We start from the raw sequence: 21,707 nt of genomic DNA, 5'->3' as shown, positions 1-21,707 counted from the left end.
TAGGGGGGGAGATGCTGCGGGTTCTGGTCGGAGAGAACACTGCGAAGAATGCCCTACAGCGGGCGGCACGCCGCGGCAAGCCGATTGGCTGGATCGTGCCGAAAGACGCACAACCGGGGAACGATGCAGTCTTCCTCTTCAATAGATCGCAGTTCACCGCGACTGGTGTCATCGAGGACGAGCCCACGCGCGGCCTGTTTGGCAACCGTCCTGCATTCAGGTCGTTGGTCGGAGAACTGAAGCTGCTGCAGCGCCCACTTGAGCTCGCGGACGTCCGGCGCAGCATCCCGGAATGGGCGTGGCTTCGGTATCCGCGGAGCTACGCCACTCCTCCCGCCGAGATCGCGAGCCGCCTGAATGCCCTGCTCCGGGAAGCGGACCGGTGCTCCCCAACGCGGGGACGAAACGTCCGTGCCCGCAAGCTGACGCGTCCCACGCTCGATGCCATCGTGGATGAGCAGGTCGGCGACCTTCAGCTCGCGCCGGAAGGGCGGAAGGTGCTGCGGACGCACGTGGCAACCGAGCGCAACGCGGCGAACCGCCAAAGGCTCCTGCAGGTTCGCGCGGCTGTCGGAGCGCTCCGCTGCGATGCGTGCGGCATCGACGTCGGCGCTCGGTACGGCGATTCGCACGCCGAGGTCCTCGAGGTGCACCACCGCATCCCGCTCAGCAAGGGGCCGCAGGTGCCCAAGGGGACGGACGCCTTCGCGCTGCTCTGCGCGACGTGCCATCGCGTCGTGCACCATGGCCGGGAGATTCCCATGGCTATCGAGGAGCTCCGCCGGATCCTACAGAAGGGTAGGCGAGGAGCCGCGACGTGAGCCTGGCTCCCCTGACGGCCACACGGCTCGAGAAGGCTGCGGCGGACAACGGGTTCGACCGTCCGCGAGGCGCGCATGGCGACTGGCTCGCGTTCGGAAGCAATCACGCGCCGCTTCGCGTGTGGCTCGGCGTCGCCAAGGCCGGCCAGCCCGTCGTCGCGCTCTCCCGGATGGACGTGGACCGCGCGCTTGGCGCGCTCGGCACGACGACTACTGTCGGGCTGCCCCCCGGGGCTGCGGCTGCGCGGATGACGCCAGGCTTCGACGTCCTGCACGAGTTGTTGCGCCGGGCATACCAGCTCGCGCGCACCCTGCCGGACGAGCTCCTGCACGTCTTTGAGGAAAAGACGAAGGCGCTCCCGCGCGCCACCGAAGCCGAGCGGCTTGTCGTCCAGCGGGTAGGCCAGGACGTCTTCCGCGCCGGGCTGATGGAGTACTGGGAGGGCCGGTGCGCCGTGACCGGCCTGACCGTCCCCGAGCTACTCCGCGCGAGCCACATCAAGCCGTGGGCGGCGTGCGGCACGGACGCCGAGCGGCTCGACGTCTACAACGGGCTCCTGCTCGCACCGCACCTCGATGCCGCCTTCGACGCCGGCTTCATCACTGTCGCGGATGACGGCGAGATCCTGGTCTCCCCGCACTTGTCCGTTCCCGATCGAAGATGGCTCGGGCTCGACGCTCGCTTGCGGGTCGGGCGTCTCGCGCCGGAGCACCGGACGTACCTGACTTGGCATCGACTCAAGGAGTTCCGCCGAGCGGAGGCGAACCGATGAGACACGTGGCCGTCTACTACGGCCCATTCGAGGAGAACTTCCACCTGCTGAAGCCCAGCATGTCGACGTACCGGCTGAAGAACGGGAGGACGGGGCAGGTCATGCCGGCGACGGCCGACGGCATCGTGTTTGCCTACATGCAGGATCCCGACGCGGCCGCGCCGCCCGGAAGCCGCGGCGTCTTCATGGGCGTCATGGCGGGCGACGTACCGTTGAAGGTCCCCGTGCCGATCCAGGACGATGGCGTTCACCTGGGATTCGACTCGCGGGGCAAGGCAAAGTGGTTCGGACCAAACCCAACCGAGATCCAGCAGGACGAGGCCGCGAGGCGGCTCCTGCTCGAGATGGCCGAAAGGAATCCCTGGTCGAAAAAAGCCCTGCTCGCGCTCTGGGACCGCGCGGTCGAACGGCTCGGTGGCGCGGACGAGCGCCAGCGGGGGGGAAGTGCCGCGGGCATCGCGCGCGAAGACGATCAGGCTGAAATTTCTCGGGAGAGCGACCGGGACGCTGCGGCGCGCTGGGCCGCACTGTTCCCCGACGCCGGGATTCGGCGAGACGCCGCGCGGATGCTCTCCCGGTCCATCCTGTCGGCGAACGCGCTCGGGGGGACCTGCTGGACCGTCACGTTCGCGCCGAGCTTCGTCCGGCTCAACGTGGGGATGCCGTACGCGCTGACGCTCGCGCCGGACGGGTGCCAGATCATCGTTAGGAGCGAGGACGGGCTGCCCGGCGCGCTCAAGAGCGCTGGTCTCGCCGTCCAGGAAGGCCAAGTCTTCGGGAGCGCGCCTGGAACGCTCGCGCTCAGGTTCCCTCTGGGCTCGCTCGCGGAGGTCCACGGACGAGCGTGGAGGAGCCACGTGGCTGCGATGGAGATCGCAGCGCAGCGGCAGCCGGTTACCCCGCACGTCGGGTACTCGCCGGAGTTGATTGAGTACCTGAGGGTGCTGGGGTTCGAGGTGCCGCATTCCCTGTGTCCTGGAGCTGTCTCGGTGCGGGAGGCGGCGCCCCCGGCTTCCGAGGCCGCCTCGCAGGCCGCACCAGAGATCGAGCCGTTCGATCCCAAAGACCTACCCGACGGGCGCCGAACGGTGATGGCGGCGATCGTCCGTCGGCAGGGACAAGGCCCGTTCCGCGACTCACTGCTGTGCGCATACGGCTCGACGTGCGCGATCACGGGCTGTGACGTGCCGGAGGTCCTCGAGGCCGCTCACATCGTGCCCTTCCGCGGCGAGGAGACCAATCACGTCCAGAACGGTCTACTTCTCAGGGCTGACCTGCACACGCTCTTTGACCTGCGACTTCTCGAGCTCGACACCGAATGGCGCGTCCGGCTGGACCGAAGCCTGCGCCACACGCCGTACTGGGAATACGAGGGGAAGGCGATCGCGCTTCCCACGAACGAGGCTTCGCGGCCATCGCTAGACGCTCTGGCCCACCGCCGGGACATGATGTGATGCGGAGGCGGGGGATCTCACCGCGGAAGGCTGGTAAGGTCGCCTGGCCGTTCCTGTTCGCTTCCAGGAAGGACAACTGCCGATGAGTCCGCATGCGCGCTCGAAGAGGAGGGGCGCAATTCAGGAACGAGCGGCGATCTCACGCGGACTCATCATCCTCCCTGGGCCGCTCGACAAGATCCTGGCCGGCACGAAGACGCTGGAGATTCGGTCTCGCGCCACTGCCGTTCGCGGACCCGTGGCGTTGATCGAGAGCGGGTCCGGTACCATCGTAGGTACCTGCACGATCACCGGATGTGTCGGCCCGCTGACGCGCGCGGACTGCCAGCGCAACGCTCGCCGAGCGGGGTTCTCACGCGGAACTCCTCCGGCGCCCGGCTCGTATGCATGGATCGTCAGCAGCGCCCGGAGGCTGCGCGCGCCGGTGGCGTATCGGCATCCGCGCGGCGCGATTATCTGGGTCCGACTTACGCCGGCCGTGACGCGGTTGCTTCCGCGACGTCGCGCGGTGCACATCGAGCGCGTGCGTTCATGACCGCTCGCGAAAGGCTCCACCGGAACCCAGGATGTTTGCCGCACCGCTGAACACTGACGAGGAGATAGCCAGATGACGGCGGTCACCAAGATTTCGCCGGTTCGGAGTTACTCGGGCGTGTGGACGTCCCCTCGGGCCCGAAGCCTCGGCCCGGTCCTCGACTCATGGAACACGCTCATCGGCAAGTACTGTCAGACGCAGCCAAATGATCTTCCGTACTGGTACAACGAGCGTGCGACCCTGAGCATGGTAGCGGCTGCCGCCTGGGCCAGCGGTGGGATCGCGCTCGAGGAGTACTCGTCACCGAAGCGGGCGGGGCCGAGAGGCGACGTCGGGAACGGGCGAGCGGACCTGTGGATCCGCGTGGGCTCGCTCGAACTGGGACTCGAGGCGAAGCAGGCGTGGCCTACCATCGTCGGCGCGCAGCGGCAGGATTGCGTCAGAGGAGCAATGGCCGAGGCCGTACGTGATGCTCGATGTCTGCCCTACAGCGCTGCACCACAGCGCGCTGGGGTTGTGTTCGCCGTGCCGGACGTTGCTCCGAAGCACTTCGACGCTTTCGCCGCTCCAGAAGTTGTTCATCAGATCCGGAAGACACCTCACGACTTCGCCGCGTGGTGGTTCTCGCCGCCACCGTGGCCACGCTCGCCGATCACCTCGTACCGCTACCCCGGTGTCGTGCTTCTTGGACGATTCGTAAGTCGCAGACGAGCGTGAGCCCCTCCTGCGGCACCCCACTTGTGCCCGAACCACTGACGAACCAGATGCGCTGTACACGGTGACAACATGAGCAAGACTCTCTTCACGGAAGTCCGATACGACCTCGAGGCGCTCGTGAAGTTCATCGAGCTCGGGGAACTCGCGCTGCCCGATCTCCAGCGACCTTTCGTCTGGTCAAATGCGAAGGTCCGCGACCTGTTCGATTCGATGTACCGCGGGTACCCGGTGGGCTACCTGCTGTTCTGGCAAAACGCGCTTGCCACCGACGCGAAGGCGATCGGCACGGAGGGCAAACAGAAGCCCGCGCGCCTTCTCATCGTCGACGGGCAACAGCGGCTCACATCGCTGTACGCGGTGCTGCGTGGCGTGCCAGTCGTGCGAGAGGACTACACGCCTGAGAAGATCGAGATCGCGTTCAATCCGCTGACCCAGGAGTTCCAGGTCGGAGACGCGGCGACCCGAAAAGACAAGACGGTCCTACCGGACATCTCCGTTCTCTGGAGCAACCACCTAAGCCTCTTTGACTTGGTCAAGACGTACTTCCAGAGCATCGCGACTGTGCGTCAGCTCGATGACGGCGAACGGCAGCGAGTAGAGCAGGCGATACAGCGCCTGTATTCGCTGCGAGCATACCCGTTCACCGCGCTCGAGCTCGCCTCCACGGTGGAGGACGACCAGGTCGCCGAAGTGTTCGTGCGCATCAACAGTCAGGGCAAGTCGCTCGTCCAGTCGGACTTCATCCTCACGCTAATGAGCGTCTACTGGGACGAAGGGCGCACTCAGCTCGAGCAGTTCTGTCGCGACGCGAAGGCTCCCAAGGCGAAGTCACCTCACAACCACTTCATCAAGCCGTCGCCGGATCAGCTTCTGCGAATCGCAGTTGGGCTCGGGTTCCAGCGCGCCCGGCTGAAGCACGTGTACTCCCTTCTGAGAGGGAAGGACCTCGACACCGGTGCGGTGACCGCTGAGCGGCGCGCGGAGCAGTTCGAGACGTTCAAGGGTGCGCAGGCGGAGACGCTCGACCTGGCACACTGGCACGGCTTCTTCAACGCGATCCGGCAGGCCGGCTATCGAAACGACTCGATGGTGAGTTCGGAGACGGCCCTGGTCTACAGCTACGTGCTGTACCTGCTCGGCCGTTCGAAGTTCAAGGTCGACGAGGGTAGCCTCCGGAAGCTGATCGCGCAGTGGTTCTTCATGAGCAGCCTCACGGCGCGCTACAGCAGCTCTCCCGAGTCCACGATGGAGTTCGACCTCGCGAGACTGCGCGGGGTGAAAGACGCAGATGGGTTCGTGAAGACGCTTCAGGCCGCCTGCGACGAGGAGCTGACCGGCGATTTCTGGTCGATCACGCTTCCCGGCAAGCTAGCAACGTCCGCTGCGCGCAGCCCGGCGCTGTTCGCCTATTACGCGGCGCTGGTGTTGCTCGATGCGCGCGTCCTCTTCTCGAAACAGACGGTCTCCGACTTGCTCGACCCGTCGGTGAGCGGCCCGAGGAACGCCATCGAGAAGCACCACCTCTTCCCCAAGGGGCACCTCGCCTCAGTCGGAATCGCATCGGCGCGGGATACGAACCAGATCGCGAACTACGCCCTGGTGGAGTGGGGTGACAACGCGAAGATTTCGAAGGACGCGCCGGCGAAGTACCTCCCCGCCCTTTCGAAGGGGCTCGCCGCCCAGGAACTGCTGGACATGCACCGCTGGCATGCCCTGCCGGACGGGTGGGCGGCGATGCAGTACTCAGAGTTTCTCGAGAAGCGCCGGGAGATCATGGCGCGGGTCATCCGGGATGGCTACGCGCGACTCGTCGGTGCGCACGAGCACGCGAAGCCGAAGGTTCTCGATGTTCCGGCTCTCGTGAAGGGTGGCGAGGGCGTCACGACGGAGTTCAAGTCGACGCTCCGCACCAACCTCCACACGCGGAAGCCTGATCCCAAGATGGAGTTCACCGTTCTGCGCACGATCGCCGGGTTCCTGAACGCAGCGTCGGGAGGGACGCTCGTCATCGGCGTCGCCGACGACGGGGCCCCTGTCGGCGTGGAGGAAGACGGGTTCGAGTCAGAGGACAAGATGCTCCTTCACTTCGACAATCTTCTTAAGGACCGCATCGGTGGCCAGTTCACGCTGTACATCCATCCGCACTTCACCAGCTACGAGGACAAGCGCGTCCTCGTGATTGATGCGAAGCCAGCGGGGTCTCCGGCGTTCCTGAAGGAGGGCGACAATCAGCGCTTCTTCGTGCGAGCGGGAGCGTCCACGGCGGAACTGTCGGGGCACCAGATGCAGCAGTTCATCCAGCAACGATTCAAGTGACTGGAGCGCAGGCATAGGGAGGACCCGTGAGCCACTGCCTTAGACCGGCGCTGATGGCCGCAATGTTCGTGCTTGGTGCTGGAGCCGCGGTCAGCACGTTGGCCGACGACTTCGCGCCGTCACATCACTGCAGAAAGCCCTACAAGCCGTACCGCTTCAGCTCTGAAAGTGAGCTCGAGTCCTTCAAGGACGAAGTGGAGCGATACGGAGAGTGCATCAAGGAGTTCGTCAGCGAGCAGAAGGAGGCGGCCCGAACTCACCAGGAGGCCGGGAGTGAAGCGATCGACGAGTGGAACTCGTTCGTGCGGCTAGAGCTGCGGTGACGGAGACGGCACAAGCAACGACCAGCTGAAGCTCGTGCGCGTGGCGATTGATACCGCCCAGCGCGGGGGACCGATGAAGAACACCCGAGGCGGAGATGCGCGCTCTCAGAAGTCTATGTGCCGGAGGGGGAAGACGCTCGCATCGCTCCTGGCCATCGTGGCGTTCTCGCCAGCGAGTGCCCAAGATCCCCGAGCCGCGTTCCCGGCCAAGGGGGCCCTCAAGCTACCTTCACCTCAAGACCCGCAGCGGTTTCACGAAGTCAGACGGTCCGCGCTGTCGCACATCCAGAAGCTCAGCAGCGCCATCGACGAAATCTACCCGCGGATGCGCGAGGTGTCGAAGCACCTCTCCGCATTGCAGGCGGAGGAGGAGCAGAAAGCCGACAACGAAGCGGCCGAGTCGAAGGTCTTCAAGAAGTATCCCGCACTGGCGGCGATCGGAATCTTCAAAGGCTATCGTTTCGAAGGATTCGTAACCGACCCGAAGGAGCTCCGGGGAAGAGCAGACATCGCCCGTGCCTGGCTGAGACGCGCAAGAACGTGTGGTGAGGCGCTCGGCAACCAGATCTCGCCGGCCCCAGCGGAGTGCACCACGCTCTTGAGCTGCTCCGATGACATCGGCGCCGATGCCGACGGGTTGTTCCGGTACGACCTGTCGAGCGAATTCGAGATCGCGAAGACCCGGATCGACTCACCGAGACAGTTTCGGTACGAGGGATTCGAGAAGATCCCCTCGGACGCTGACTCAGCGCTGGCCGAAAAAGAGGCGCTTGCCTTCGATTCGTGCCGCTTGGTGAGCGAGCTGACCAAGTTCGAGCCGACGAACGTCCACGTCGTTCAGAGGCAGCGGCTTCACTTCGTCCTCTGGGCGAGAGAGTTCAAAGACTTCCAGAAGCATTGCTCTACGCCGCGCGACGTGAACCCCGTTCACGCTCGCTTGGTCGCGTTGTCGCAGCAGTTCCCGGAGGACGAGGACGTTAAGAAGATCGTCGAGCAGTCTAGGGAATGGTGCGGCGGGATGGCCAAAGAACACTGCAAGAGTGTCTACGAGGTCCGCGAAACGTGGGCGCTCGCGTACCTGACGGAAGCCTGCTCGATCAGGAAGGTCACGACGAAGGACGTGACGGACGACGTGCAGCAGTGGCGAGGGGCAACGGACGCAGAGAAACAGGAACACCTGGAGCTTGCGGACCTGATCAACGCGTGCGCTGCCGCGAACAAGGCCGGATTCGACTGGTCCTTCGAGAAGCCGGAGGAGACGGGGTGTCGTTCTTCAGCGCGGCAGACCGAGAACATGCCGCCGCGCCGCAAACGAGCATCCTCTTCGCCGTAGACGTGGGCCAGGGCTACGACACGGTAGAGCTGGTCGGAACGTCGCGGCTAGGCAGATACCCTCGACGTGTGAGCCCGCGTGAGTGCAGGGGCGCTATGTCCAAGATGCCTATATCAGGCGATCCGTTCGTCGAAAACGAGAAAGCGTTCGAAGCCGCGCTCGTGGCCACTATTCGGCTACGCCTGAAGCAAACGGGCGTGGATGCTTCGGTTCTTCCGAAATTCGGCCTCGACATCGCGGTATTTATGCGACATGCGACAGGAACGCGTGTGCGTTTCCTCGAGGCGAAGTGCTTCAGCGCGGCCGCGGGGCGCATCGGCATCGGCAACGACGCCGGCGGTGGCACGCAGGTCGAGATGCTTCTGCGTCCTTCTGAGGAGCTCGCTGTGATCAGCGGTGCGGTGCGCTGGGTCCTTCTCGACACGACCCGTCCCCGAGGGTCGGCTCGATATGCGATGTTTGACTGCGCGGAACTTCGCTCGGCAGCGTCCGGCGGTGCAGTGGCGAGGGGGAAGCAGAACAACCTCCGCATAATGGCATTCGCTGACCGGTACGTGACGTGGGACGAGATGATCGACCGAGTCGTGGAGTTCTTGGTGACGTAGAGGCCTTCCAAGTCCACTCTGGGCCCTCGCGCGCAGACCCATGGAGAAGCCACCAATGCCGGAGCGAAGCGGCGGCGTACGCAGTAGGCCCGGTGCGAAATCGCCGGCGACGGCATACAAGACTGCCGAGCGTCGAGCCCAAGGCCGATGGAAACTCGAGGTCGCATCTTGCGAAGAGATGCCGCTCGACGCGCGCCAGAAAGGCACCTGGCGGGGGATTGAGCAGGACTACTTCCTTCCTGCCTCATCCGCGAACTGCAACTTGTGGCTGGCCATCAGAGACGAACTGCTGTCGTTCTTCGAGACATACGACATTGCCTGGCATGAAGAAGACACAAAGGACTACGGAACGCGCACGTCACGAGGCCCGTCGCCGAACCTCCTGGATTCTCAGGTCTGCGCGCTGAACTTCTGGTGGGGACTGGCGAGGAGTCCGGCGGCATTGGCTGCGACGCTCCGCACCATCGTTCCGGAACTCGTGGGTGTGGAACCGCCGGGTCCTAGCGGCGCACTCGCAGAGCCTGAGTGGATCGGCCGAAGCGGGACCAACTACCTCGGTGAGAAGGGAAGGCATCGAAGACGAGGCAAGTTCGCCACAAGCGCGGATCTCCTCTTCGTGTACCGGGATCGCTCAGGCCAGCGACACGGAATCCTGCTCGAGTCAAAGTACACCGAGGATTACCGGGATGCAGCATTCCAGCCCCGGAGTCCGTTTGGAACTAGCCGCATCCAGATATACGAGCCGGCGTTCGCAAGTCCCTGGAGCCCCTTCCGTCGCGAAGGGGCGCTCACCGTACCGGACTTGCTGATCGAACCGTTCGACCAGCATCTCCGGCAACAGCTCCTTGCCGCGGCAGCCGAGCAGGACGGCGAGCTCGGGCTCTCGACCGTGACCTGCGTCCACGTCTGCCCGCGTGCGAATCGAGCGTTCCACGAGGTCATCACGGCTCCGGCTCTTCAATCGGCGGGAGCGACGGTTGCTGAGGTCTGGGGTTCGCTGCTCACCCAGCCGAGCCGTTATCGGAGCGCCGCGTACGAGGACGTGTTCGCTGCGGCGGAAGCGATCCGTGATCCTGCATTGGCGGCTTGGTACGCCTACCAACGCGATCGCTATCGATGGGGCGCGCGAGCGGCGACGTAGGGGGCCCAACAATGGTGAGCGAAGCGCAGGCGAACGTTCCTGCGCTCTGCATGCAGGTACCGAACACGCACGACACTGTCCCGGCTATGTCCGGTGCTACGATACCCCACGACGCTCCGAGAACCTTGAGGCAGCGCAACTCGAGAAGCCGTAAAGCGTGCTGGCTTCTGGGCTCGTGTCCGTGTGTCTCGCAGAATGGAACGCAGAGCGGGGGGGCGATGAACCGTCGGCAGGAGATTACACTCGCGGTGGTGGCCGTGCTCCTCGCGGGAGTCTCCGCGTATCACGGGCTCGAGGCCGAGGAGTGGCTGTTCGCGTACTTCCTACCGGTCCTGATCGTGGGCGTGCTCGCGATCTACTTGCTCCGCGACAGGTCGGCGGCATCGCAGAGCGCCGATCAAATTCTGAAGAAGGGTCTCGGGCTCGTGGTTCTCGTTGTCCTACTCGGGCACCTAAGCCACCGGGCCGAGGCGCTCGGATGGGACGTGAGCTCTGCCGCGGAGGACGCGAAGGCGGCGTCTGCTGAGGCCGAACGCGCCCACGATGAGCTTCAGGGTCTCGAGCGTAAGGTGAGCAACCTCGAGATTCAGGTCATGTACCTGCGGTGACCGAGAGGCCCCTGCACATGACCGAACCCGGTAAGAGCGCTCTCGTCGATCTCGCGATCGACTCCTGGCGCTTCAGCCGCGTCTTCCTGCGGATGATGGCGAAGCTCGACGCGGGTGAGAAGGGTCGGTTCGACAGCCAGCTCCGCTGGTATCTGAAGCGGCTTGGCGAATCGCTGGACGCCGCAGGCCTGCGGATCGTCAACATCGAGGAGCAGGCTTTCGATCCCGGGATCGCGGCAACCGCGATCAACGCGGCCGACTTCGGGCCGGACGACACCCTCGTGGTCGACCAGATGCTCGAGCCGATCATAATGGGGCCGAACGGCGTCGTGCGCACCGGAACGGTTCTCCTGCGGAAGGTGACGACATGAAGCAGTACGTCGGGATCGATCTCGGAACTACGAACAGCGCGATCTGCTCGTACGACGGGGAGAACCTCCGCCTCTGGAAGAGCCCGGACCAGAACGACGTGACGCCGTCGGCGATCTACATGGACCGGCGTGGGAACAAGCACGTCGGCAGGCGCGCCTACGATTCTGCCCCGCACACCCCCGACAACGCGGCGGTGCTTTTCAAGCGGCTCATGGGAAGCAGCACGCCCGTCGTCCTCAAGGCCGTGAACGTCACGATGACGCCTGAGCAGTGCTCCGCAGAGATACTGAAGGCGCTCTACGGGTATCTGCCCGAGGAGGCGAGGGCGGCCGAGGACGCCGGGACTGTCATCACCGTGCCCGCGGCGTTCAACCAGATGGCGAAGGATGCCACCCTCCAGGCAGCGGAGATGGCCGGCTTCGGGAAGGTCGCTCTCATGCAGGAGCCCGTCGCGGCCGTCATGAGCGTGATGCGCGGCCGCAAGGCGGACGGGATCTTCGTCGTGTACGACCTCGGGGGCGGAACGCTCGACGTCGCAGTGGCGGAGAGCATCGCGGGCAGGGTGAGCCTTCTCGCCCACGGTGGCATCGCGATGTGTGGCGGTCGCGACTTCGACCGGCTGCTCGTCGAGCAGGTCGTTGCGCCGTGGTTGCTCGAGCACTTCGACTTGCCGGAGACGTTTCTGCATGAACCAGAGTACCTGACGCTCTCCAGGCTCGCGACGTGGGCCACGGAGAGGGCGAAGATCGAGCTTTCGGCCAAGCAGGAAGCCATCGTCGCGCTCCAGGAAACCGAGGTCCGCACCCGGGACACGCAGGGGACCGAGATCTACCTGGAGGTTCCGCTGCGGCGCGAGGACGTGGACCGGATCGTCGGACCCAAGGTTCAGGATTCGATCGAGGCCACCCGGGAGACGATCGCCAGGGCTGGCTACGCTCCGGAAGACGTGGAGCGGATTGTGTTCGTCGGGGGCCCGACGCACTACAAGCCTCTTCGGGATCAGGTGACATCGAAGCTCGGAATCGAGGGCAGCACCGAGGTGAACCCGATGACTGCCGTGGCGGAGGGAGCGGCCCTCTTCGCGGAGTCGATCGATTGGGAGGATGCGAGCCGCGGGCGCAAGACGTCGAAGGGAACCTTGGCTGCGAGCGGCCCGGTCCAGGTGGCGTTTTCGTACACCGCGAGGACGCCGGACGCGAAGGCGCGGATCGTTGCGAAGCTCGGAGCTGGCGGTTCAGCCGGGATGGAGTTCCAGGTCGACAGCGTCGACACGGGGTGGACTTCGGGACGGGTGCCGCTGAAGGATGGTGCTTCGATCGACGTGCAGCTCCAGAAGCACGGAGAGCACGTCTTCAAGGTCTTCGCCTTCGACGGCACGGGCAACCCGATCCAGCTCGAGACGAGCCGAATCGTAATGACGCGGACGGCGGCCACGGTCGATGCGATCCCGGCATCCCACTCCGTGGGCGTAGAAGTCGCCGATCGCCGAGGAGGTAGGCCCAGCCTCGTGTGGCTCGCGAGGGCGGGCGATCCGCTGCCCAAGCGGGGAAGACTGACCTTCAGGGCGGCCGAGTCGTTGAGGGCAGGTTCCGACGGAGCGTTGAACCTGAAGCTCTGGGAAGGGGAGATCGAAGATCCAGTCTCGGACAATCGCTTCATCGGCATCATGAAGCTGACGGGGGCCGATTTCGAGGAGGGAGTCATCGCGGCGGAGGCGGAACTTGTGTGCGAGTATGAGCTCTCCGACTCGGGTGCGGTGACTCTCGAGGTATCGGTCCCCAGCATCGGCGCCGCGTTCCACTCAGGACGCAACTTCTATTCGAGACAGGAGGGCCAGTTCGACTTCACCGCGGACACCGCGCAGATCGTCCGCGAGAGCGAGGTGACGAAGGGTCGCGTCGAGGAGCTGGCGGAGCGAATCGACGATCCCAAGCTGGATGCCGCAAAGAACCGGCTGTCGTCCGCCGCTGAGGTCAAACCTGACCGTGTGGACGCCGAGGCAGCGAAGCAGGCGATGGATGATGTCCTCGAGGCAAAGCGCCTGATCTCGGAGGTTCGCAAGAGCCACCTGAAGGAGATCCGGCAACTCGAGCTAGACGGCCTGAAGGATTCGTTCGGCAAGTTCATCCAGAAGTTCGCGAGGCCCACGGAGCTCTCCGCGATCGAGAACCTTTTCAAGACGGCGCAGCGCGCGATCGACCGAACGGATCGCGACTTCGAAAACGTTCTCGACGAGATCCGCGGCAGGGGGTTCGAGATCCTTTGGCGCCAGGACTGGTTCGTGGTGGATCGGTTCAAGTCGATGGCACAGGAGCCCGGCGCGTTCTCGGACCGCGGACGGCACCGGGAGCTCGTCCAGCGAGGCCTGGCCGCTCTGAACGAGGACGACATCGATCGGTTGCGCGGTGTCGTTCGCGAGCTGAACCAGATCCGGATCTCTGCGGTCGCGGACGACGAGATGTTCGACGTCGCAAACGTTCTTCGAGGGTGAGCGTGGTCTCTGATCCCTGGTTCCCTGTCGGCCTGAACCTCCCCGGGGGGGCAGCGTGCCGGGCGGCCTTGTACGAGGGTCAGGACTGGCAGGTGTTCGAGACGACATCCGGGGGCAGGGCGCTGATCGCGAAGGACGCGCTCGCGACGAGGTGGGTCTCTGAGGGCGTGCTCAGTGAAGGAACGCTGTCTCCTATTCGCTTTGGAAACGACGTATTTCAGGTCCTTCTGAGCGAGCCGCGTCACACGCTGGTGCCGCTCGAGTCGGCTACGTCGCCGTCGAGCCAAGCTGAGGCAATCGCTTTTGCCGTCTCGCTGCGCGAGACGCGCCGCGTCCTTCCGTCCGCCCCTCTCCACGACAGCATCTACGTCGAGCGCTTGTCGCGCCTGCTTCCGACTTGGTCGCTCTCCGAGGCGGCGCCGGACGATCTCGTCCTTGGCAGGTGGTTGTCCGGCGGCGTGCGAGTGTCTGCGAGGTCATTCAGGCGGTTGGTGTCCCTCCTGAGTTGGCTCACCCCGATGGACCTGCGCGCGCTGCTGGAGGCTGGGGGATACGCTGTTCCCGGGACCGACGCGGGAGTGGCAATTTCGGTCGGCCCCGTCGCGGCGGAGTCAATCCGTCCAGCTGCTGTCCGAGACCCGCATGCGCAGGAGCGCGAGACGAAGGTGCCGTTTCGCCTACCCGGGCGCGCCGACCTCGAGCGGTTCTTTCGAGAGCACGTCGTCGACATCGTCGAGAACGCGGAAACCTATCGGGCGCTCGGGATCGACTTCCCGTCGCCTGTCGTGCTCCACGGACCACCAGGGTGCGGCAAGACCTTTGCCGTCGAGCGGGTGGTCGAGTACCTCGGATGGCCGAGCTTCTCCATCGACTCGAGCACGATCGGCAGTCCCTACATTCACGAAACTGGAAAGAAGATCGCGAAGGCGTTCGAGGATGCGCTCAAGGCTTCGCCCGCCGTAGTCGTCATCGACGAGATGGAGTCGTTCCTGTCGGATCGGCAGCTCGGGGGCAGCCAGGGACTTCACCACGTCGAAGAAGTGGCCGAATTCCTGCGGCGGATCCCGGACGCGATCAAGAACCACGTGCTGCTCATCGGTATGACGAACCGGATCGAGATGATCGACCCGGCGATTTTGAGACGGGGCCGCTTCGATCACGTCATTCAGGTTGGAATGCCCAGTGAGGAGGAGGTCCGATCCCTTCTCGCCTCGCTCTTGGAAGGGCGTCCGGGTGGAGCGGCGGTGAACACCACCGCGCTCGTGCCAGCGCTTCTGGGACGCCCTTTGTCCGACGTCTCCTTCGCCGTCCGGGAGGCTGCTCGCCTGGCGGCAAGGAGTGGCAGGACGTCCCTGGATCAGAGGAGCTTGGAGGACGCGCTGCGGTCGCTACCTCCGCGATCAGACATCAGTGCCGCTGCGAACCCAATCGGATTCAGACGCGAATGAACTTGCTCGAGAACCCGTTCCATCTCCTCGGAGCCACGACCAGGGACGATCGGCGGCGAGTGCTGGAACTCGCCGAAGAACGAGCCTTGTCTGGCGATCCTGGCGTGTGTTCCAAGGCGCGCGCGGACCTGACGAACCCTCGGAATCGAGTGGCCGCGGAGATTGCGTGGCTTCCCGGCACGCCTGCCGACAAGGTCCGAGAGCTATTGCGGGCCCTCGAGGCTGGCTCGAGCGGACCAGCCAGGGAGAGTGCCCGGCGTGGGGAACTTACTCCGCTCGGAGCGGCGAACTTCATCGCTTCGATGCTCGGTCGCTGCAAGACGTCGCTATCCGTCGACGAGGCCGTCGAACGCATTCGAGCCCTAGCGCTGGCTGACGAGCGCGCGGATCGCGGTCACATTCGAGCCCTTCTGAATGAGGATCGCGCAGCAGCAGGGTTTCCGCCGATCACCGATGACGCGCTTCTGGACCACGCCCTTTCCGAGCGCCGGGAGTATTACCGCGCCGCGATCAGGACCGCTCTCGACCGCATGACGAGCCGGGACATCGTCGCTGTTGTGACGCGAGTCGTGGAGCAGTCTTCGCAGAAGGGGCGATCGCACGCGCCGCTGCTGGTTGACAACCTCGTCGATACATTCGAGGGCGAGGCCAAGGCCTTCCTAGAGCGGGAAGCGGAGAACCTCGAGCGACTGTTCGAGGCGATACGGAAGGCAGCGGAAGCAGGTGCCTCGAGAGAGAACGTGACCAAGCTGTTGCGCGGCGTGAAGCGAGTACTCAGAAACTGGGACTCAGTCGCGCAGCCGATTCAGTTGAGCGCGATGAGTCGCGGCATGGACCACGCGCTGAGCTTCGACGTTGCGACGAGCGTCCGGAACGTGGCGCTGCAGCTCAACAACGAGCACGGGATGCGGTGGGCAGCCGAGGAGCTCACGAAGCTCGTGCGAGATGTCTTCGCAGAAGTCCCGCGTATCGTCGAGCTGATTAGCAAGGACATGGAAGCGCTCGAAAGGCTCGCGCGAGCGGCAAAGGCGTGAATAGGGGGCATTCATGACGGCCGAGGGGATGGTCCGCAGTGAGCTCGAGCCACCGCAAGGTTTCGCGGGGCTCGCAGAGCTTGTCTCGGATATCGGGATCGACCTGCGAGCTGCGGTCGTTGCAGCCGGCGAGGGGATGGCGGACGAATGGCCTGACGACATCGACGACGAGCGGTGGGCGACGAACTTCCTGCATGGCCGCGCGCCAAGGAAAGCGCCCGCGGCTGCGGTGCTCCAGGGTATCGTGGGGTTCTTCGTCTTCATTCTGCGGATGCCGTACGGGTGGGTGATCCTCGTCGGCGGAGCCATCAGCCTGTTCAGCATGTGTGAGTCTGGCTCACGGAAATCGAGCAGCCCGACGAGCTACGCCAGCAGCTACTCCTCGTCGACAGGTGCTGCCCCATCTCCTGCTGTGCGTAGCACCTCAGCGGTTCCGTACACCCCTCCAGTGGAGGACTACTCTGAAAACCGTCCGCAGGTCGGACGCAATCTGAGGCTCTCGACGGCTGAGGTGAGGTACTGCGTCTTCGAGGACACTCGCATCTCGAAGATGGAGCCCCTGGTCCTCAACAACGCGCAGGTCGCCGCCTTCAATCGCTTCGTCGAGGACTACAACAGCCGCTGCGGGAGCTTCCAGTACACGCGGGGCACGCTGGAATCCGTCCGGAAGCAGGCAACCGAACGAGACGCGCAGCTGTCCGCAGAAGCGCGCGCCAGGCTGAGGTCCGGCCGCAAGCGCGCGGGCGCGGTGGAGGGTCGCACGGAATGAGTTCCTTGGGCGGTCGTGAGCGAGTGAAAGCGCGGCAACTCTACGCGTGCGCTAAGACTGTCGGCAAAGCGTTCCTATTGGATGCGCTTGAGCGAGGAATCGTGTCGGAACACGAGGCGATGCTTGCCGTCATGATCCACCCATCGGATTGCGCTATCAGGCTGGGCTACGTGATGGCTGCCTCTGCGTACGCGGTTCGAAACGACAGTCGCGTCAAAGTCCTCGCTACGTTTGCAGATTGGTTCAAGGAATTGCTGGCAAGACAGCAGCTCGCACGGCATCAGCGGATGTCGCAGCTCATGAACGCGATGATGGTTGAGAAGGGAAAGAAGCCGCTTCCGTACATTCCGCCCACTCCCAGCGAACGCGAGCCGATGCGATCTCTCGTCGACAGTCGGTTCTCGTCCGCCGAAAGGTGCATCGCCGAACTCACGGCCGCGGTTCGCGCCAACGCACCTCGTCCCTTCCAGGCTGCGTACGATGATCTCATGCCCTCCTTCGGTGGCCGGGGGGACGCCGAGGAGCTGGAGCGCCGCTACGGAGCCGTCCTGACCCGTGTTTTCACCGAGGCGCGGAGGGCCGTTGCAGACGTGTGACTGGCGATACGGACGCTTCCTGATCGCCTCTGTGTGCGTCGTGCTGGGCGAACAACGCGTGCGTGCCGATGGTGAGCAGGCCATGGCCTACGCAGAGTTACCCGAGCACCTGTCCGATTCCGATGATGCCGATGGAGCCGATATGCCTCACGTCGGCGAGTTTCGATGGTGGGTTCAAGTACAACGACCAGTTCGCGGCGTGCAGGATCGATATGCAGAGCTTCGCGGCCGCGCTTGATCAGTGGTGCGAGTGCGTTATCGAGGACCTGCGGACGAACTTCAACGTGTTCGTTGATCGTTCCCGGAGCACCCTCGAATGCTTGAACGCGGGTGCTTCGAGCGGAAGGCGAGTCGAGCAGGCTGCTGTTGTGCAGTGCGCAGAGGTCGATGTCCCGATCGACCGTTACTACAACCTGGATGCCCGGGATGTGCCGCCGCTGTGCATCAAAAAGCAAGAGTTCTTCCCGAGAGACACTTGGTCGTTCGATAGGTGCCAAGGCGAGGTCTTGGAGTACTCCCGAAGCATGAAGCGGAGCATCGAGAAGGGCACGTGGGACCTGCAGGAGAAGGCCATGTCCGCGGCGGACGATCTGCCCGACCACGGCACATGCGACGTGGACCGATCGCGCGGATGGCTCCCAGACGACGGGCGCCGCTCGTACCACCTGCCAACCGCGAGCGTGCAGTAACAGCCCGACGAACCTCGGCTGGCGTGCGTAGCTCGAGGGCCTTGGTCGCGACTGATATCATCACCACGACGAAGCGGCCCGGGCGCTCACAGGGAGCGTGCGCGGCACCCGCAGGAGGGCGGGCCGATGTTCTTCGCGGACGACGGCAGCGGCGCGCGCGTGGAGGCGTGGCCGAAAGCGAGCGCGGTGTGCCCCTTGTGCCGGCGGGTGGTGCGAGCCCGGTGTGGAGAAGTTGTCGACTGGTACTGGGCGCACGAACGAGGCGCCTCATGCGACACGTGGGCGGAGAGCGAGACGCCCTGGCACCACTGGTGGAAGCTGCGCGCGGAGCCGGATCAGCGCGAGGTGGTGATGGGCGAGCACCGCGCGGACATCCGCACGCCCAAGGGCGTCATCGAGTTACAGCACTCGCCCATCGCCCCGGAGGAGATTCGCGAGCGCGAGGCGTTCTACGGCCGGATGATTTGGCTCCTGGATGGCCGCAGGATGGTGTTCGGCCTCAATGAGTTCGGCCTCGACGACGTGGCGCGCATCGAGCGAGTCGATGTGCCGCCATGGGGCGGGCTGCCGCCCCCGCCTGCCGGCTTCGCGTACTGGTTGTGGCGGCGCCCGCGGACGTCGTTCCTCGCGGCCAAGAAGCGGCTCTTTATCGATTTGGGCGAGGAGGTCCTGGAGGTGGCCGACAAGCAGGCGTCCCGCAAGGAGGGGTTTCTCCTGCTCGGCCGCATGGAGAGGCGCGACCACTTCCTCAATCGCGCGGGCCTGCGCCCACTCGACACCACCGAGGAGGAGCGCGTCCTCAGCCTCCTGGTGCGCTACCTACCCAAGGACCACGGCCGGGCCCAGGACCGTCCAGGCTTCCACTGGAACGACAAGGGGCCCTCGCGGCGCTGGCGTGAGTTTGCGACGGGAGCGCAGCTGGAGCGCTGGCGCACCGCCTGGAAACCTGCCGAGCACGAAGTGTTCGAGTGGCACAGCAGTGGGCGCCTGGCGGAACGCGAGGAGGAGACGTAACCGTCGCACCGACCCCGCGTAGCGCGCCATGCGCTCGCGCGGGCTGGGCGATTCCGGTCCGCTGCTCGCGCGCGCCCGCAAGCTGCTGTGGGGTCACCGGTCGGGGAGTCGCGCGCTTTGCTGTCCCGCGCACGCTGCGCGCGTACTCGCGTGGCACCCCCCGGCTCCCGCGCTCACGCGGAACGTCGCCGGATCTTCGTGCCAGATGTCTGTAAACCGGCCGGGAATGGTCGTGTTGACGTAGGTCTCCTGTCTGCTCGCGCTTCCGCATAGAATCCCACGCCATGGGCCTCCTCACCTTCGGTCTCAACGTGACTGTGGACGGGTGCACCGATCACACCCAGGGGATCGTGGACGACGAGCTGCACGACTATTGGACGCAGCTCATGGATCAGAGCGGGGCGATGCTCTTCGGGCGCAACACCTACGAGCTGATGGAGGGGGCCTGGCCCGCGGTGGCACGCGACGAAAAGGCGCCGCGCGCGATGCGCGAGTGGGCACAGAAGCTCGAGGCGAAGGCGAAGTACGTCGTGTCGGGCTCGCGGAGCGACTTTCCGTGGCAGAACACGATCAAGGTGGAGGGTGACCTTCGCGAGGCGATCTCGGCGCTGAAAGCGAAGACCGAGCGGGGTGTCCTCGTCGGAGCGCCCAAGCTCGCGGCTGCGCTCGAGGAGTTGGGGCTCATCGACGAGTACCGCATCGTCGTTCATCCCATCATCAGTGGACGCGGGCCGACGTTGTTTCATGGCCTGTCGAGTGCGCGGCATCTCCAGCTCCTATCGACGCAGCGGTTCAAGTCCGGCGTGCAGGCGCTCCACTTCCGTCGCAAAGCGGGATGAGCGTGGAAGGACCCGAGCGCTTCACCGGCGGATGCCTGTGCGGCAGCGTCCGCATCGTCGCGTCTGGACGGCCAAGCGTGCATGGCGGATGCTATGTAGCATCCTGTTGACATCTACACCGGCGCATGCCAGTCTCCGTGGATGTAGGCGACACGCCTACATCGCCCCAGAAGGGAGCGATGATGCCGTCGTTCGCGATCGGTATCGACGTTCGAGGGGATCGCTATGGGGATGGACAGCGCTGTCCGGAAACTCGTCAAGGAGATGCGGGAGATCGTGGCGGAGGAGGTTCGCGCCCAAGTCGGGACTCAGATCCAGGTGCCGGCGTCGGCCCCGCTGTCGGTTGTTGCGTCCGAAACGCGCGAGCAGGACGCCGGCTCCGCCGGTTCGCGTGAGGAGGAGCGCACGAAGGGTGAACATCTCGCCCCGCACGCCCCCACCGACCCCGCTCAGCCGAACTTCGACGCCGCTGAAGCGGCCTGGTTCCTGCGCTTCACGTCGATGAAGGCCTTCTACCAGGCTGTCCATCGATACGGGATTCCGCATGCGCGTCGCGGCGCGCGCGTCATGCTCTTCCGTCGCGTCGACCTAGAGAAGTTCATCGCGTCGCGGTCGCGTGGTCGCTAGACGCTTGGAGACGACGCACGCCTCCACGAGAGGACGTGAGCCATGGGCGTTGAGAAGTACACGACACCAGGAGGCAAGACCGCATGGATGGTCGACCTCACCGCGAAGCTGCCGAACGGGCAGGAGGTCCGGTTCAGGAAGCGGAAGATCCCGACGAGGGAGCAGGCGAAGGCGCTCGAGGCGAAGACGCTGCAGGAGATCTTCGACAACACGTATCTCGAGCGACGCCGCACGATGTCGCTCACCGTGCGCGACCTCTGGGAGCAGTACGAGCCCATCACCCGCCGGGACAACAGCTCCTACAACTCCGACCGCGGTAGGGCCGAGCACGTCCTCCGTCACCTCGGTAATCGCGAGGTCATGACGCTCACCCGCGTCGACGTCGAGGAGTACCGCGAGGCCCGACTCGGCGAGGAGACTCGTCGGGGCAAGGCCCCGTCCCATTCGACGCTGAACCGCGAGGTCGCGCTCCTCAAGCGCATGTATTCGTACGCGGTCGAGTGCGAGAGGATCCCGCACAGCCCGATCGCCCACGTGCCGATGCTCGAGGAGAGCAACGTCCGGCAGCGCACCATAACGGAAGCGGAGATCGCACAGATCGCGGCGGCTGCCGGGCCGCACCTCGGGCCCATGTTCCTCGCGTACTACGACACGGGCATGCGGAAGACGGAGCTCCGGCTCCTCCGCACCGCGGCGCTCGATCTAGAGCGCAAAACGATCCGCCTCCGCCCAGAGGACACCAAGACGGGGAGGGCGCGTGTCGTGCCGCTTACCGATCGCGTCGTCGCCGCCATCCGCTCGCTCCCGATGCCGCTCGGAGGCGAGTACGTGTTCGTGAACCCCGAGACGGGCGCGCCCTGGGATGACCCGTACCGAGTCTTCAAGCGGGTGTGCAAGCAGCTCGGAATCGAGGGCGTCTGGCTCCACGACACGCGCCGGAGCTTCAGCACGAACGCGCGCCGGCGCGGCTCGTCCGAGTCGGAGGTGATGAAGGTCACCGGGCACACGACCAGAAGCACGTTCGACCGGTACAACATCGTCGACGAGGCGGACGCCCGGGAGGTCATCCGGCGGCTTGAGGCCGGTGCAGCACTGGAACTAGCCGACGCGGGGCCGGACGAGGCACGACGCCGCCGCACCCGCGGAGCCACGTCCGCCGACACGAAGCCGCCTCGCGAGTAGATACCCGCGAGTCGTTAGCG

Annotated in this window: 21 protein-coding genes; all 21 read left to right on the top strand. The window is 65.1% G+C overall.

The genetic code is table 11. From position 1 onward, the window contains the following. The first annotated feature begins 11 nt into the window (after window positions 1–11). The 21 genes from MLV88_RS10975 to MLV88_RS10880 all read left to right on the top strand — a co-directional run bounded on the left by MLV88_RS10975 (window position 12) and on the right by MLV88_RS10880 (window position 21,687). On the top strand, window positions 12–821 hold the full coding sequence (locus MLV88_RS10975) for an HNH endonuclease (RefSeq protein WP_243337494.1): 810 nt from the start codon (window positions 12–14) through the stop codon (window positions 819–821). Beyond that, window positions 818–1,594, top strand: coding sequence for an HNH endonuclease (locus MLV88_RS10970; RefSeq protein WP_242343607.1), 777 nt, complete (start codon window positions 818–820; stop codon window positions 1,592–1,594). Before MLV88_RS10975 ends, MLV88_RS10970 begins: the two co-directional genes overlap by 4 nt. Before the next feature lie 5 nt (window positions 1,595–1,599). Further along, window positions 1,600–3,048 carry an HNH endonuclease gene (locus MLV88_RS24585; RefSeq protein WP_243337493.1) on the top strand — a complete coding sequence of 483 codons (1,449 nt, stop codon included), beginning with the start codon at window positions 1,600–1,602 and terminating at the stop codon, window positions 3,046–3,048. 82 nt (window positions 3,049–3,130) lie between these two features. Continuing rightward, the gene (locus MLV88_RS24815) at window positions 3,131–3,583 is read left to right on the top strand and encodes an ASCH domain-containing protein (protein WP_408628795.1); all 453 of its coding nucleotides are present in this window, start codon (window positions 3,131–3,133) and stop codon (window positions 3,581–3,583) included. A 786-nt stretch (window positions 3,584–4,369) separates the two neighbouring features. Beyond that, complete coding sequence (locus MLV88_RS10960; protein ID WP_242343605.1) at window positions 4,370–6,616, top strand: GmrSD restriction endonuclease domain-containing protein; 2,247 nt, start codon at window positions 4,370–4,372, stop codon at window positions 6,614–6,616. 53 nt (window positions 6,617–6,669) lie between these two features. Then, a complete protein-coding gene (locus MLV88_RS10955; protein WP_242343604.1) occupies window positions 6,670–6,939 on the top strand; it encodes a hypothetical protein in 270 nt (89 codons plus the stop codon). 40 nt (window positions 6,940–6,979) lie between these two features. Continuing rightward, a complete protein-coding gene (locus MLV88_RS10950; protein WP_243337492.1) occupies window positions 6,980–8,272 on the top strand; it encodes a hypothetical protein in 1,293 nt (430 codons plus the stop codon). A 95-nt stretch (window positions 8,273–8,367) separates the two neighbouring features. Then, window positions 8,368–8,877, top strand: a complete 510-nt coding sequence (locus MLV88_RS10945; protein ID WP_242343602.1) for a hypothetical protein — start codon at window positions 8,368–8,370, stop codon at window positions 8,875–8,877. Window positions 8,878–9,055: 178 nt separating this feature from the next. After that, window positions 9,056–10,018 carry a PGN_0703 family putative restriction endonuclease gene (locus MLV88_RS10940; RefSeq protein WP_243337491.1) on the top strand — a complete coding sequence of 321 codons (963 nt, stop codon included), beginning with the start codon at window positions 9,056–9,058 and terminating at the stop codon, window positions 10,016–10,018. Between the two features lie 251 nt (window positions 10,019–10,269). After that, window positions 10,270–10,626, top strand: coding sequence for a hypothetical protein (locus MLV88_RS10935; RefSeq protein WP_243337490.1), 357 nt, complete (start codon window positions 10,270–10,272; stop codon window positions 10,624–10,626). A gap of 17 nt (window positions 10,627–10,643) precedes the next feature. After that, window positions 10,644–10,997: a hypothetical protein gene (locus tag MLV88_RS10930; RefSeq protein WP_242343599.1), complete on the top strand. Its 354-nt coding sequence runs from the start codon at window positions 10,644–10,646 to the stop codon at window positions 10,995–10,997. Continuing rightward, entirely contained in the window at window positions 10,994–13,489 is a 2,496-nt protein-coding gene (locus tag MLV88_RS10925; protein WP_243337489.1) for an Hsp70 family protein, read from the top strand. Before MLV88_RS10930 ends, MLV88_RS10925 begins: the two co-directional genes overlap by 4 nt. A gap of 2 nt (window positions 13,490–13,491) precedes the next feature. Then, window positions 13,492–14,937, top strand: coding sequence for an ATP-binding protein (locus MLV88_RS24580; protein WP_242343597.1), 1,446 nt, complete (start codon window positions 13,492–13,494; stop codon window positions 14,935–14,937). Further along, window positions 14,934–15,971 carry a hypothetical protein gene (locus MLV88_RS10915; RefSeq protein WP_242343596.1) on the top strand — a complete coding sequence of 346 codons (1,038 nt, stop codon included), beginning with the start codon at window positions 14,934–14,936 and terminating at the stop codon, window positions 15,969–15,971. Before MLV88_RS24580 ends, MLV88_RS10915 begins: the two co-directional genes overlap by 4 nt. 13 nt (window positions 15,972–15,984) lie before the next feature. Then, window positions 15,985–16,740 (top strand): hypothetical protein, encoded by a 756-nt coding sequence (locus tag MLV88_RS10910; RefSeq protein WP_242343595.1) that lies wholly within the window; start codon window positions 15,985–15,987, stop codon window positions 16,738–16,740. A 101-nt stretch (window positions 16,741–16,841) separates the two neighbouring features. Then, complete coding sequence (locus tag MLV88_RS10905) at window positions 16,842–17,336, top strand: hypothetical protein (RefSeq protein ID WP_243337488.1); 495 nt, start codon at window positions 16,842–16,844, stop codon at window positions 17,334–17,336. A 122-nt stretch (window positions 17,337–17,458) separates the two neighbouring features. Beyond that, entirely contained in the window at window positions 17,459–18,025 is a 567-nt protein-coding gene (locus MLV88_RS10900; protein WP_243337487.1) for a hypothetical protein, read from the top strand. A gap of 126 nt (window positions 18,026–18,151) precedes the next feature. Further along, entirely contained in the window at window positions 18,152–19,039 is an 888-nt protein-coding gene (locus MLV88_RS10895; protein WP_242343592.1) for a competence protein CoiA family protein, read from the top strand. Between the two features lie 284 nt (window positions 19,040–19,323). Next, the gene (locus tag MLV88_RS10890; protein ID WP_242343591.1) at window positions 19,324–19,878 is read left to right on the top strand and encodes a dihydrofolate reductase family protein; all 555 of its coding nucleotides are present in this window, start codon (window positions 19,324–19,326) and stop codon (window positions 19,876–19,878) included. A gap of 231 nt (window positions 19,879–20,109) precedes the next feature. Continuing rightward, on the top strand, window positions 20,110–20,505 hold the full coding sequence (locus MLV88_RS10885; RefSeq protein WP_242343590.1) for a helix-turn-helix domain-containing protein: 396 nt from the start codon (window positions 20,110–20,112) through the stop codon (window positions 20,503–20,505). Between the two features lie 42 nt (window positions 20,506–20,547). After that, on the top strand, window positions 20,548–21,687 hold the full coding sequence (locus tag MLV88_RS10880) for a tyrosine-type recombinase/integrase (protein WP_242343589.1): 1,140 nt from the start codon (window positions 20,548–20,550) through the stop codon (window positions 21,685–21,687). The last annotated feature ends 20 nt before the right edge of the window (window positions 21,688–21,707 follow it).

It is taken from the genome of Anaeromyxobacter soli, from assembly GCF_022808855.1.
In the GTDB taxonomy this organism is placed as follows: Bacteria; Myxococcota; Myxococcia; order Myxococcales; family Anaeromyxobacteraceae; genus Anaeromyxobacter; species Anaeromyxobacter soli.
Note: the sequence above shows the minus strand (reverse complement) of the source record. Positions and strands in the feature narration are given on the sequence as shown.

Coding starts and splice junctions, on each gene's coding strand:
- MLV88_RS10975 (WP_243337494.1), top strand. CDS start 12: ATGCTGCGGGTTCTGGTCGGAGAGAACACTGCGAAGAATGCCCTACAG.
- MLV88_RS24815 (WP_408628795.1), top strand. CDS start 3,131: ATGAGTCCGCATGCGCGCTCGAAGAGGAGGGGCGCAATTCAGGAACGA.
- MLV88_RS10960 (WP_242343605.1), top strand. CDS start 4,370: ATGAGCAAGACTCTCTTCACGGAAGTCCGATACGACCTCGAGGCGCTC.
- MLV88_RS10955 (WP_242343604.1), top strand. CDS start 6,670: ATGGCCGCAATGTTCGTGCTTGGTGCTGGAGCCGCGGTCAGCACGTTG.
- MLV88_RS10945 (WP_242343602.1), top strand. CDS start 8,368: ATGTCCAAGATGCCTATATCAGGCGATCCGTTCGTCGAAAACGAGAAA.
- MLV88_RS10940 (WP_243337491.1), top strand. CDS start 9,056: ATGCCGCTCGACGCGCGCCAGAAAGGCACCTGGCGGGGGATTGAGCAG.
- MLV88_RS10930 (WP_242343599.1), top strand. CDS start 10,644: ATGACCGAACCCGGTAAGAGCGCTCTCGTCGATCTCGCGATCGACTCC.
- MLV88_RS10925 (WP_243337489.1), top strand. CDS start 10,994: ATGAAGCAGTACGTCGGGATCGATCTCGGAACTACGAACAGCGCGATC.
- MLV88_RS10915 (WP_242343596.1), top strand. CDS start 14,934: ATGAACTTGCTCGAGAACCCGTTCCATCTCCTCGGAGCCACGACCAGG.
- MLV88_RS10910 (WP_242343595.1), top strand. CDS start 15,985: ATGACGGCCGAGGGGATGGTCCGCAGTGAGCTCGAGCCACCGCAAGGT.
- MLV88_RS10900 (WP_243337487.1), top strand. CDS start 17,459: ATGATGCCGATGGAGCCGATATGCCTCACGTCGGCGAGTTTCGATGGT.
- MLV88_RS10895 (WP_242343592.1), top strand. CDS start 18,152: ATGTTCTTCGCGGACGACGGCAGCGGCGCGCGCGTGGAGGCGTGGCCG.
- MLV88_RS10890 (WP_242343591.1), top strand. CDS start 19,324: ATGGGCCTCCTCACCTTCGGTCTCAACGTGACTGTGGACGGGTGCACC.
- MLV88_RS10885 (WP_242343590.1), top strand. CDS start 20,110: ATGGACAGCGCTGTCCGGAAACTCGTCAAGGAGATGCGGGAGATCGTG.
- MLV88_RS10880 (WP_242343589.1), top strand. CDS start 20,548: ATGGGCGTTGAGAAGTACACGACACCAGGAGGCAAGACCGCATGGATG.